The organism is Ureibacillus sp. FSL W7-1570, from assembly GCF_038593265.1.
Lineage (GTDB): Bacteria > Bacillota > Bacilli > Bacillales_A > Planococcaceae > Ureibacillus > Ureibacillus suwonensis.
Genome location: NZ_CP151979.1, coordinates 2473761 through 2486865, shown reverse-complemented (window position 1 = coordinate 2486865; position 13105 = coordinate 2473761). Strand labels below are relative to the sequence as shown.

At 39.9% G+C, this 13105-nt stretch carries 12 protein-coding genes and 1 rRNA gene; 1 reads left to right on the top strand and 12 read right to left on the bottom strand.

The features are described 5' to 3' along the window. Positions 1–185 precede the first annotated feature (185 nt). Positions 186–2147 (bottom strand): methionine--tRNA ligase, encoded by a 1962-nt coding sequence (gene metG, locus NST13_RS12415; RefSeq protein ID WP_342580702.1) that lies wholly within the window; start codon positions 2145–2147, stop codon positions 186–188. Between the two features lie 365 nt (positions 2148–2512). On the opposite strand from metG, the gene NST13_RS12410 reads away from it, so the two are divergent. Continuing rightward, complete coding sequence (locus NST13_RS12410; RefSeq protein ID WP_342470706.1) at positions 2513–2794, top strand: AbrB/MazE/SpoVT family DNA-binding domain-containing protein; 282 nt, start codon at positions 2513–2515, stop codon at positions 2792–2794. Between the two features lie 109 nt (positions 2795–2903). Here NST13_RS12410 and rsmI read toward each other — a convergent pair whose 3' ends face one another. From rsmI to rrf, 11 genes are all read right to left on the bottom strand, one after another. Continuing rightward, positions 2904–3776, bottom strand: coding sequence for a 16S rRNA (cytidine(1402)-2'-O)-methyltransferase (gene rsmI / locus NST13_RS12405; RefSeq protein ID WP_342580701.1), 873 nt, complete (start codon positions 3774–3776; stop codon positions 2904–2906). Further along, positions 3748–4035 (bottom strand): GIY-YIG nuclease family protein, encoded by a 288-nt coding sequence (locus NST13_RS12400; protein ID WP_342470708.1) that lies wholly within the window; start codon positions 4033–4035, stop codon positions 3748–3750. The genes rsmI and NST13_RS12400 overlap by 29 nt, the downstream gene beginning before the upstream one ends. Continuing rightward, positions 4019–4768, bottom strand: coding sequence for a tRNA1(Val) (adenine(37)-N6)-methyltransferase (locus tag NST13_RS12395; protein ID WP_342470709.1), 750 nt, complete (start codon positions 4766–4768; stop codon positions 4019–4021). The genes NST13_RS12400 and NST13_RS12395 overlap by 17 nt, the downstream gene beginning before the upstream one ends. 60 nt (positions 4769–4828) lie before the next feature. Continuing rightward, a complete protein-coding gene (gene yabA, locus NST13_RS12390) occupies positions 4829–5176 on the bottom strand; it encodes a DNA replication initiation control protein YabA (RefSeq protein ID WP_342580700.1) in 348 nt (115 codons plus the stop codon). Positions 5177–5200: 24 nt separating this feature from the next. Continuing rightward, on the bottom strand, positions 5201–6016 hold the full coding sequence (locus tag NST13_RS12385) for a stage 0 sporulation family protein (protein WP_342580699.1): 816 nt from the start codon (positions 6014–6016) through the stop codon (positions 5201–5203). Continuing rightward, positions 6009–7013 carry a DNA polymerase III subunit delta' gene (gene holB, locus NST13_RS12380; protein ID WP_342580698.1) on the bottom strand — a complete coding sequence of 335 codons (1005 nt, stop codon included), beginning with the start codon at positions 7011–7013 and terminating at the stop codon, positions 6009–6011. The genes NST13_RS12385 and holB overlap by 8 nt, the downstream gene beginning before the upstream one ends. Before the next feature lie 82 nt (positions 7014–7095). Beyond that, positions 7096–7536, bottom strand: coding sequence for a YaaR family protein (locus NST13_RS12375; RefSeq protein ID WP_342470713.1), 441 nt, complete (start codon positions 7534–7536; stop codon positions 7096–7098). A 42-nt stretch (positions 7537–7578) separates the two neighbouring features. Continuing rightward, positions 7579–7908, bottom strand: coding sequence for a cyclic-di-AMP receptor (locus NST13_RS12370; RefSeq protein WP_342470714.1), 330 nt, complete (start codon positions 7906–7908; stop codon positions 7579–7581). A 298-nt stretch (positions 7909–8206) separates the two neighbouring features. Continuing rightward, the gene (gene tmk / locus NST13_RS12365; protein WP_342470715.1) at positions 8207–8839 is read right to left on the bottom strand and encodes a dTMP kinase; all 633 of its coding nucleotides are present in this window, start codon (positions 8837–8839) and stop codon (positions 8207–8209) included. Between the two features lie 37 nt (positions 8840–8876). Continuing rightward, the gene (locus tag NST13_RS12360; RefSeq protein WP_342470716.1) at positions 8877–10298 is read right to left on the bottom strand and encodes an aminotransferase class I/II-fold pyridoxal phosphate-dependent enzyme; all 1422 of its coding nucleotides are present in this window, start codon (positions 10296–10298) and stop codon (positions 8877–8879) included. Between the two features lie 2657 nt (positions 10299–12955). After that, positions 12956–13071, bottom strand: a 5S ribosomal RNA gene (rrf, locus tag NST13_RS12355). Positions 13072–13105 lie beyond the last annotated feature (34 nt).

Below are 13105 nucleotides of genomic sequence, written 5' to 3'. Positions count from 1 at the left end.
AATGTTACATTTTCATTACGAGAATCAAAACTCATGACATTCTTCATATCGTTTTGTAACAAAACTAGTCTTTTTATACTAAACCGTTTTCATCAAATTCTGATGACCGACTTTTATTGTTATTTTAAAATAATTTTTTGACAACAAAAATGCCTGTTGAATGACCCATCCAACAGGCTTTCACTTTACTTCACTTTTGCTCCATTTTCCAAAGCAGAATCTACAGTCGCGAGTTTTAACACTCCATTATGCGACCCCGCCAAAATCATACCTTGGGACAACTCGCCACGAAGTTTCACCGGTTTTAAATTGGCAACGACAATCACTTTTTGGCCAATCAATTCTTCCGGTTTATAATGCTCGGCAATCCCTGAAACGACTTGACGTGTCTCATAACCCAAATCCACTTGGAGCTTTAATAATTTATCCGTTTTTGGCACCGGCTCACATGCTGTCACCGTACCTACCCGCAAATCAAGTTTTTGGAAATCTTCAATTGTGATTTCCGGTACTTCCGGTGCTTCCGCTTTATTTGTTTTCTCTTCTTGCGGTGTTTTCACACTGGCACGCATTTGATTGCGAATATATTCGATTTCCACTTCCGGATCTAATCTTGGGAAAATAGGAATTCCTTTTTCTACCACTTTTGTTTTCTCAGGTATAACATTTCCGAATCCCTCAATTGTCTCCCAAGCCAACAATTTTTCATCCAATCCAAGCTGTTCCATGATGCGTTTTGGCGTTTGCGTCATAAACGGTTGTAACATTACTGCAATATGGCGCAAACTTTCGGCTAAATTGTACATAACTTGAGCCAATTTGCCACGGTTCTCTTCATTTTTCGCCAATACCCAAGGCTCTGTTTCATCGATATATTTGTTTGTTCTTGAAATAAATGACCACAAATCCGCAAGTACTACACTGAATTGCATTTTTTCCATGTTCGCTTCATATAAAGCTTTTGTTTCTTTTGCATGGGCTTTTAATGAAGCATCGAATTCCGTTTCTTCCAAACCTTCTGTTGGAATGACGCCATCGAAATATTTATTGATCATTGAAACCGTACGATTTAATAAATTCCCTAAATCGTTTGCCAAATCATAGTTCGTGCGTTCCACAAACGATTCCGGAGAAAATACGCCATCTGCTCCAAATGGCAATTCACGAAGCAAAAAGTAGCGTGTTGCATCCAACCCATAGCGGTCAATCAGCATTTCAGGATAAACGACATTCCCCTTCGATTTCGACATTTTTCCGTCCTTCATCATGATGAAACCGTGGGCAAACACTTTTTTTGGCAGTGGGAGACCCAACGCCATTAAGAAAATTGGCCAATAAATTGTATGGAAACGGACAATATCTTTACCTACAACATGCACATCAGCCGGCCAATATTTTTTAAACAACTCGTCATTGTCTGAACCGTATCCTAAAGCGGTAATATAGTTTGTCAAGGCATCCACCCAAACGTAAATGACATGTTTGGGATCTCCGGGAACTTTAATTCCCCAGTCAAAGGAAGTTCTTGAAACGGAAAGATCCTCCAATCCCGGTTTAATAAAGTTGTTGATCATTTCATTTTTTCTGGATTCCGGTTCAATAAACTCAGGATTTTCTTCATAATATTCAAGTAATCGATCCGCATATTTTTGCATATTAAAGAAGTAGGATTCTTCCTTCAATTTTTGGACAGGACGTCCGCAGTCCGGACAATTGCCATCCACCAACTGTGTTTCGGTGTAATAGGATTCGCAAGGCGTACAATACCAGCCTTCATATTCTCCTTTATAAATATCTCCGTTATCCAAAAACTTCTTGAATATTTTTTCTACACTTTTTACATGCCGTTCTTGTGTAGTCCGAATAAAATCATCATAAGAAATGTCCATCTTCTTCCATAATTCTTTTGCGGCTTCAGCAATTTCATCCACATATTCTTGGGGATGCTTTCCTACTTCTTTCGCTTTTTGTTGAATTTTTTGTCCGTGTTCGTCCATTCCTGTCAAAAAACGGACATCGAATCCGCGCAATCTTTTATACCGAGCCATCGCATCCGAAGCCACTGTCGTATAGGCTGTTCCAATATGGAATTTTCCGCTTGGATAATATATTGGGGTTGTTATATAAAACGTCTTTTTTTCACTCACCTAAACTGCCTCCATTGTCAACGATATATAGTATTAATTGTAACGATTAACGATTTTTGTTTCAACGCTTACATATTATACTAAAATTTTGTCGAAATTTATTTGATGTTGTAAATAAAAATTTGTTGATACTATTCTTAATTCACTTGTATTGTATTGTTAAACAATTACAAATCATACTTTTTTATTAAAAAAAACGAATTTTTATAATTTTTATTAATATCTCTCAAAACTTGAATGCTAAATAATTGACGTTTATTCCTTTTATTGGTATTATTTTAGACAGACAAAGAATAAATGTCGAATTTTGGCGAATACGAGATTTATTCTAAATTATGACGCAAAAATAGGAGGAAAACATTGTCATGAAATCTACTGGTATTGTCCGTAAAGTTGATGAGTTAGGTCGCGTGGTAATTCCAATTGAACTTCGCCGTACGTTGGGCATTAATGAAAAGGATGCATTGGAAATCTATGTAGATGATGATAAAATCATCCTCAAAAAATACATGCCTAACATGACATGTGCGATTACGGGCGAAGTTTCAGACAAAAATTTCCGTTTAGCTGGAGGTAAGTTGATTTTAAGCCCAGAAGGCGCGGAAATTTTAATGAAAGAAATCCAGGAACATTTAAACAGAAAATAATTTGAGATCGACAAAAGCATAACTGAAAGTCTTGTTGAAGCACCCGCAAACAACAATGATGACATGGCGAAATTTCGGCTGTCTGGAACATTAGACAGCCTTCTTTTTTTTATAAATGATATTCTTGATAAACTTCCCTTTTTGGAAGCCCTCTTAATTTGGCCACTTCTTTTATCGCTTCTTTTGAAGTGAGTTGTTTTTCTTTCATCAATAACTCCACATGTTCTTTGATGGTCATGTTTGACCAATAAGGGGCTTCGTCTTCACTTTCTTCCCCATCTTGCGACCCTTCGATGATAATGCAAAACTCTCCTCTTACTTCATTGTCTTTTGTCCATTGGACGGCCTCCTCTACCGTTCCTCTCAAAAATTCTTCAAATTTTTTTGTCAATTCTCTCGCAAGCACAATGTTCCGATTGCCCAACACAGCCTCCATATCTTTTAATGTATCTTGCAGCCGGTGGGGCGCTTCGTAAAAGATCAGCGTTTCTTTCCGATTTTTTAAAAGGGACAACTGTTTTTTTCTTTCTTTACTGCTGCGATGCAAAAAGCCGAAAAAGTAAAATGGCTGCGGAGACAAACCGGAGGCGATCAAAGCCGTCAATGCCGCATTGGCCCCTGGTATCGGAACGACTGCAAAATCTGCTTCAACCGCTTTTCGGACAATGTCAGCACCCGGATCCGAAATGCATGGCATCCCCGCATCACTGACTAAAGCGACCGTTTTCCCTTCCCCCAACCATTGCAATATTTTTTCGCCAGCCTGTTCCTGATTATGTTCATGGTAGCTGACTAAAGGGGTGGAAATGTCGTAATAAGACAACAGTTTTTTTGTGTTTCTCGTATCTTCTGCTGCAATAATATCCACTTCTTTTAAAATTCGTAATGCCCTCAAAGTGATGTCTTCCAAATTGCCGATGGGTGTGGCCACCAAATATAGACAACCGCTTTGTTCATGTAAGCTGCTTTTTTGAGATTTCATTATTTTCTCTCCCGATATATTTCATTTTTTCACTGCGTTTTAATTGTTTGAAGGCATACTCCGCCCTCATCGCTTCTTCCTTTGTATCGTAGGTTTCATAATAGATGCATTTTACCGGGCGCTTCGATCGTGTGTATTTCGCCCCTTTTCCCGCATTGTGCTGATTCACTCTCCGCTCCAAGTCATTTGTATATCCCGCATAAAAAGACGAGTCGGCACATTCCAGCACATAAAAATAATGTCTATCCTTTTTCTCCATATAACAATTCTCTCATTTCAGCTGTATACTTATTATCATCATCATATACATACAACGGGGGCATAATTTTTAAATCCGGCTTGCCATCCTTGATTCCTTCGATCAACAACATATTCGCCTCTTTTCCCATTTTCGGGTAAATTAGGCGGATGCGTTTCGGTTCCAATCGATGGTTCCTCATGGAAGTTATGATATCAAGAAGCCTTCCCGGTCTATGTACAAAGGCTGCCTTTCCGCCCTGTTTCAGCAATCTGCTGGCCGCATGAATGGCTTCATCCAATGTGAGCAACACTTCATGGCGGGCGATTGTATAATGCTCATTCAAGTTTTTATCGCTTGTTTCAATATCCAAAAAGTAAGGCGGGTTGCATGTAACCGTATCGTATTTCTCAATCCCCAAGATCGGAGGGATTTCCTTTACATCGCCGTGAATCATTTGAATCTGCTCTTCCAATCCGTTATATTGAATGCTTCTTACAGCCATATCATACAACCGTTCCTGAATTTCCACCCCAATGATTTTTGCCTTCGTACGAGTGCTTAAAAATAAGGGAATCACACCGTTTCCTGAACATAAATCAACAATTTGTCCCTTTGAAATGGGAATGCTCGCAAATTTGGCCAATAAAACGGCATCCAATGAAAAGGAGAAAACGGAAGGACTTTGAATGATGCGCAAATTTTCCGCCAATAAATAATCCAGCCGTTCGTCGCCCTTTAACCAATTTTCCAATCCTACACTCCTCCTCATGAAAATAAAAGACTGTACCCATTTTCGGGTATCAGCCTTGATTTAAGCATTTTTATTAAAAAACGAAAGACAAAACAAGCAGTCCTCCCCTTTTCGGGAGCTTCCAAAGTGCACATTGCACACGTGAAATCCTTCTTGATACAGCCGGGCCAAATTATCATAGCCTTCCCCAATATCCAAATGGCTTTTCTTTTCACCATGTTCAGAAGTTTCTGCTGCTTTTGTCAATTCTTCTAATCGTCTTCTCAGATGATAATTTTCTATTTGAAGTGACTGATATTCTTCCACCATGTGCGCAACAGATTTTTTTATTTCATGAAACTGCTGTTGTAGTGTTTCTAGTTGCTGTTCAAATTCCATTATAGCATCTAAAAAATTTCGGTCCCTCAACCAAGCCACCCCATTAGTATTAATCTATATCAGATTCTTTTCGCACTCAAGTATTTCCTCCAGCGTATATTCAGCCGTGCGTTCCAGTTCTTCTAAATAGACTTGGACGACTCTTTCCAGCACATTGATTCCAACAACCGTTCCAAAGCCATCAGGAGTGATTGTTGTCTCGCCAATATCAGGCATTCCATCTTTCGCTGTTTCATAATCATCATTTTCATATTTCAAGCAGCACATTAGGCGACCACATAATCCAGATATTTTTGTAGGATTTAGTGATAGATTTTGATCTTTTGCCATTTTGATGGAGACCGGATCAAAATCCCCCAGAAATGTTGAACAGCATAGCATTCTTCCGCAAGGACCAATACCTCCGAGAAGTTTTGCCTCATCTCTCACCCCGATTTGGCGGAGTTCGATACGAGTCCGGAAAATCGCGGCCAAATCTTTTACCAGTTCACGGAAATCGACTCTTCCCTCTGCTGTAAAATAGAAAATCACTTTATTCCGATCGAATGTATATTCAACATCCACCAGTTTCATTTCCAGTTGATGTTCGGCTATTTTTACATTCGCTATATCAAAAGCCCGTCTAGCTTCTGCTTTATTTTCTTCCACTTGGATTTTATCCCGCTCAGTTGCAGGCCGTAAAACTTGCTTCAAAGGCAAAACAACATCATTTTCACCAACTTGTCTCATCGGAACAACAATTTTTCCATACTCGACGCCCCGAGCCGTTTCAACTATGACATATTGGTCCTTTTCAAGTTGATATTCTCCAGGGTCAAAGTAATATATTTTACCCGCCCGTTTAAAGCGGACTCCTACCACATTATACAAAGGAATACCCCTCCTGCAATTTCAGCATCAGCTGTTCCAATAAAAGCGTGCGATTCATATTGCGACCTACATTTTGTCTTGCTTGCAATATTGCTTGCATTTGATTCGACAACTGCTCAAAAGTTGAAGTTAATGCAATTTCTTTCCATCTATCCATCATATCCGGATAAGTGCAAGCACTTTCTGGATTTGCCTTTATTGCTACAATATCACGATAAGCCAACAGAAGTAAATCGAGACTGAGTTCAAAATCGCTTTTTTCCTTCAGGTTTGGAAGCCATTCGTCGTATACAATCAACAAGGCTTCGTTTACATTTTTTCTGACAGTCTCAACTAATTTTAACACTGTTTTTCTTGCCAGTGCAAACTGCTCATCCTGCGCTAAAGCAAGACCTTTCTCCACACTGTTCGTCACTTGGCTGACAGTGGAAGCCATGGAAAAGGTTAACCCTTGTTGCTGCAACTGTTGAATCAATAAGTCTTTCGGAATGCTTGAGAACTTGATATGTTGGCAGCGGGATTGAATCGTCGGCAATATGGATTGATATTGTTCCGTCAGGAGGATGGCCGTTACTTGTCCATCCGGTTCCTCCAAAAACTTCAACAGCGTATTGCTGGCGGCGATATTCATTTTATCCGCTTGATGAATGACATATATCTTTCTTCCCTCTTCTATGCCCGTCCTTGTCATATTCGAAATTAAGTCCCGGATTTGTTCCACTTTGATAAATTGCCCATCCGGTTCTATATGTAAAATGTTCGGATGGTTCCCGGATTCGACACGTTTACAATTTCTGCATGTTTCACATGGAACATTTTTCGACGGATTCAGACAGAGCATCAATTTGATAAAAAATTTTGCCACTTCTTTTTTGCCCGTCCCTTTTTCCCCTTCAAAAATATAAGCATGGGCAATGCGCCCTTTTTCAAAAATCATCTGTAATTGTTTCATGACAATGGGCTGCAATTTCATAAGCTCATCTATTGTTTCAAACATGTTCTTTCACCTTTTCCCCAATCTGGACGATTATTTTTTTAGAAAAAATCCCGTGTCTATCAAAAGGGGAAAGACACGGGTTTTACATATATAGATTAATTAGCAGGCCTTTTATTTCGCCAATTTTATCGAGCAAATCAATCGTATCCTTTTCTTCGTCCAAAATATCCTGAGCAAGTTCAACCAAACGTTGATCAATCGTTTTAATAATTTTCAACCTTCTGCCTTCACCGAATCGATTCCAAGTGTGGGACTGTTTCAATTCAAGGCCGTATTCGACAGCTTCTTGCAAAAAACGCTTTACGAGCATTTTAAACCTAGCCAAATCCCGCAGGTTTCTCGACCTTGCGACCCGATCGCCCGCCGCAGAAATATCCCCCAGCAGCCGGGTCAATTGCTCGTTTTGCAATTTTTGTCCCTGCCTTAAAACCAGTTCTCCGAAGCGGTTGTTGGTTTCGGCCGGTTGTTTCATTTCATGTAAATTTGTTTTGATTCCTACCCGTATATCTTGGTTAATCTTCATGTTACTCAGCCCCTACACACTTCTTTTTGGAAATTCGGTTTATTAAAAGTGGTGATATGCTTCGATCGGCAAAACGAATACCGTTGCGCCGCCAACTTCCACCTCGACCGGATACGGAATATAGGTGTCCGCATTTCCTCCCAGAGGTGAAACAGGAGTGACCATTTGTTCCCTTGCCCGACAATTATCCCGAATGATATCCAGCACCTTTGAAACATCTTGATCTTCTACGCCTATCAAAAATGTCGTATTTCCCGAGCGCAAGAATCCGCCGGTACTTGCCAACTTAGTCGCGCGAAAGTTTTGCTTCATTAAAGCATTCGACAGCCGGTTGCTATCTTGGTCTTGAATGACCGCAACGATTAATTTCATTCACTCACTCCTATAATTGCGTATTTTTATTATATCATATTACCCATTTTCACTTCATTTCCTGCTTTCAAAAAAATTCGCCATTCAGATGGTGGATTGTTCGTATTCGTAAAAGGAAGTTTTTTATCTTATTTTATGAATGAAACAATGATTTTGTCCTGCATCTTGATATCTTTGCATGCACCACACACGTAACAGATGGGAATCCCTAAAACTTTTATAAAGAAGCACGAATGTTTTTTACAGTTTACCCTCAAAACAAAAAGAAAAGAATCCTGCATAAAGCAGAATCCTTCTATTAATGATTCCGTTTTAAATAATTTAATATTTCGTTCAAAACAAGTTGGAATACCGTTTCCATGTCCTGCTCGGCATCAATTTTTTTGATTCTTTCAGGAAATTCTTCTAAAAGATGATAGTAGCCTTCTCTCACTTTACGGTGAAAATCCAACGACTCCAAATCCAGACGATTGACTTCCCGGTCTCCGTTTTTCCGTATCCTTGAAAGCCCCACCTCGGGAGAGACATCCAAAAATAAAGTCAAATGAGGCATATAACCATCAATCGCAAATTGGTTAATGGTCAATATTTCTTCTATTCCAAGACCTCTGGCATATCCTTGATATGTTAAACTGCTGTCTATATATCGGTCACATAATACGATACTGCCTTTTTCTAATGCTGGAATAACCTTTTCTACAAGATGCTGTCTTCTTGCAGCAGCATACAAAAGCGCTTCTGTCTTTGCATCCATCCTTACATTCTTTTTGTCCAAAATGATATTTCGAATCTGTTCCGCAATTTCAATTCCTCCAGGTTCTCTCGTACAAACGACTTCATACCCCTGTTGAACCAAGTATTCCGCTAATCGTTTCAGGACCGTACTTTTTCCTGCACCTTCTCCACCTTCAAAACTGATTAAATATCCCACAAGTTGTTCCTCCAATGAATGTTTTTTTTCATGCCGATTAAGGCTTTACGACACAAAGGAGCTTTTCTTCAAGCCGAATTTCCCCTTGGAACGCAGCTCCTACTGCGATCAATTCTTCCAATTGACTCAGTTTTGACACCGTAATTTTTTCCCCGGATATAAACAAAGGGATTCCCGGTGGATATGGTATCACCATGCCCGCTGACACTCTGCCCATGGCTCGCACATAAGGAATCCATTCGGTCTCCATATCCGCCAATTCATCGAAAGAGTACTCGGGAATGGAGATTTTCTGGATTTCTTTCAACGGATTTGATAATACGTTTGTTTTTTCCCTTTTCTTCAAAGAAGCAACAGCTTCTTTTATTTGGATTCTTGTTTCTGCAAAAGGGAAATTTTGACCTTGCTTCAATAGAGGCAAGATCAATAACACTTGATGGACATCAGCCATTTCCGGATATATCCCACTATTCTCCAACGATTCTTTCAACTGGAAACCAGTGTAGCCTGGCACCCTAAGCAGCACTTTTAACGGATCGTCGACTTCGATAACTTCCAGCGGCTGGATTGAGCGCAATGCCTCAATCCATTGGTTCCGTTTTTCAAAGAAATAGCTTGCATCAATTTCTGAATACGTTTGAACATAATGCCTTGCATCATCCAATGATGCGAGCAATAAATAGGATGGACTGCTGGATTGCAACATGCGCAAATAACGGTTCACCCGTTCCGCATCCACAATGTTCGATTTAATATGTAAAAATGAAGCCATCGTCATTGCCGGCAATGTTTTATGGGCGGATTGGACAACAATATCCGCGCCGACATCCAATGCCGATTCCGGAAATCGTTTGCTCGCAGATAAATGGGCTCCGTGGGCTTCATCCACCAGCACCGGGATCCCCAATTCATGACATAGAGCTATTTGCTGTTTCAATTCCTTCGATACGGCTCCGTAATAAGTTGGGGAAGTTAAAATGACCGCTTTGACGTCTTGGTGAAGCAGTAACACCTCTTTCAAAGTCGATAACGACACATGGGTGGCCGTCCGGGTTTCCCCGTCCCATTCCGGCGAAACATAGATCGGTTTAGCCCCCACCAATTGAAGGCCGTGAAATATCGATTTGTGCGCATTTCTTTGCACAATCACTTTTTCATTTCTTTTGCACGTGGCATAAATCATTGCCAAATTTCCAACCGTTGAGCCATTCACTAAAAAGAAACTTCGATCTGCACCATAGGTTTGGGCCAATAGCTGTTCCGCTTCATAGATGGCCCCTTCCGGATGATGAAAATCATCAAGGCCCGTCAATTCCGTTAAATCAAAGGGGAGTGCCCCTTGCAATTCTTTAGGCAGTCCGGATATGAACCCATTTTTATGGCCCGGTACATGAAAGGATGTGGGCTGTTTTTCTACAAATTTCTTTAGTGTTTCAACTAATGGACGTCCTATTCTCATCGTCTTCCCCCCTGTACTACTGACTTTTATTATAGTCTGAATGGAAGAAAAACTCATCTTCTGATAATGAATTCATTGAAAATGAATTCATCCATTCGGGGAAGCTCACTGTATCCCCGTTGTCAAAATATTAAGATGCCATTTTTTTTGGCACGATGAAAAATTTGATGACCAAAGACGGTTTGGCATAAAATATAGAAAAATTAGGAAACGAAAATTATGAATAAGCTATTGAATTTCTTTTATCCTAGGGGGAAGAAAAATGGCAGAAGACAAAAAATCACCTGAAGCGAGAAGAGAAAGCATGAGGCGAATGGAAAGATAACCAGCCAACTGGAAATTAAGAATGAATAGACTTTCGGTCTTTAATAGGAGGGGGCAAATAAATAATTAACCTCTAAATAACTTGTATCGTTTTTAATTCCATTCCGTTTCCTTATATAAATGAATGAAAAAGCAGAAAACTAAAATATAGTGATTTTTATTAACGGCGTCCTACTCTCGCAGGGGATCCCCCCAACTACCATCGGCGCGAACTCCGAAGCACGTTGACCGGCTACTCTCGTCAGCTTCGGCGGTCCGGTGCTCACGTACCCGACGCTTGCGCTCCGGGCCGCCTCGCTTCCTTGATCTTCTTGGTCCCCGTGCTTCTCGTCTGCTTCTAATCGGCTTGCCGCTTCACTTTTTGGTTCCTGCTACTGTATCGCGCCGAACTGACCTCCGGTCTTTGGTAGTTAAGGGCGTTTTTGGCAATTAAAAGGGGCTGTCCGAAAAGTCGATTGATTCGACCTTCGGCTCAGCCCTTTTTTCTGTTTTTAGGGTACAAAAAAATCGTCCTTTTTTATAGAATGAAATTGACCAAAAAACATTCTAAAGAAAGGACGATTTTTTATGAATAATCAAATGACTATTCAAGAAAATTATAACACGCAATTAGAAATGACTCTAGAGGGTATTCAAAAAATAGAGGTTCAAAAGAACAAGAAACGCAAAAAGCTAGTTTTCCAACCTTATTGCAATCGTCAAGTCATGAGCATTTTAGATATCGAAATGTATATTCCTGAAAATCATGTCGCCCGTTTAGTGGATGAAATGGTGGAATCGATTCCGGATGAAGTGTTGTATACTCATTATGTTGGTGGGGGTCGTGCACCCTATCACCCTAAAATGTTATTGAAAGTGATTTTATATGCGTACACTCAAAACGTTTATTCAAGTCGGAAAATGGCGCAAATGGTGAAAGAAAATCTTCCGATGATGTGGTTGGCGGGATTGCAAACCCCTGACCATCGCACAATAAATGATTTTCGTAGTGTTCGTATGTCAAACATGATGGATTCTGTATTTGAACAATTTGTCCTTCAACTAGTAGAACAAGGATTTATCGACCTCGACCATATTTTTGTGGATGGTACGAAAATAGAAGCGAATGCCAACAAATATACGTTTGTATGGCGAAAATCCGTAGAAAAATATGATCAGAAACTACGAGCCAAAATTCAATCGTTTCTACAAGAAGCGCACCAAATCGCCTTGGAGGAATTAAAAGAAGAACAATTAGAAGAAGAATTAGAAAAATCATCGGCACAACTTTCTGAGAGAATAGAAGCTTTGGAAAAAGATTATAAACAGGAAGAAGACAAAGAAAGAAAAAAAGAACTTCGCTCTAAAAAATCCCAACTCACCAAACAACTGAAAACGATTCAAACGGATTATCTTCCACGATTACGAAAATACAAAGTACAAAAACAGATTCTAGGTGAACGAAATAGCTACTCGAAAACCGACCATGAGGCCACTTTTATGCGAATGAAAGAGGACCATATGAAAAACGGCCAACTCAAGGCGGGTTATAATGTTCAACTCGCCACACAACATCAATTTATCGTGGGATTTGAAATTTATCAAAATCCAGGAGATACTCGCTGTTTCCAACCATTTATGGAAAAGTTATTGGAATCGATACCGAAGGAAAAGAAACTCAAGTATGTCATTGCCGATGCAGGATATGCGAGTGAAGAAAACTATTTATATGCGATTGGCGAAGAAAAAGAACCTCGTTTTGAATTATTAGCCCCATACCAAACCTATTTGAAGGAACAAAGTAAAAAGTTTAAAAAGGATTTATCAAAAGTACAAAACTGGAAATACATCGAAGAAGACGATTGCTTTATCTGTCCGAACAATCGGAAAGTCGTATTCAAGTATTATCAAAAAAGAAAAAATGCATCTGGATACATACAAGATTTGAAAGTGTACGAGTGTGAAGATTGTACGGATTGCCCGTTGAAGAATGGGTGTACGAAAGCCAAAGGAAATCGTCGAGTATATTGGAACACGATTTATGAAGAAATGAAAGCGAAAGCCAAAGCAGCTCTTGGTGACGAACAAAAGGCAGCTCTTTATGCGAAGCGTAAAGTGGATGTCGAAAGTGTGTTCGGGAACATCAAGGGCAATTTGCGTTTCACTCGATTTCTGTTACGGGGGCTTCATAAAGTCCGAACAGAATTCGGGATTGTGGCAATGGCCCACAACATACTGAAATGGGCCGCAAATTCCCAAACCAATTTCAAAAATAAGGAAACAGAGCGAATGGAAAAACTCATTGTTTTCTCCATTCGCTCTGTTTTTATGGACTTTTTAGACAAGCCCTTCTTGCGAAGCGACGTCCTACTCTCGCAGAGGGAAGCCCTCAACTACCATCGGCGCTAAAGAGCTTAACTTCCGTGTTCGGTATGGGAACGGGTGTGACCTCTTTGCCATCGTCACTTCACCATATTTAGTTGAGAGGTTGTTCTCTCAAAACT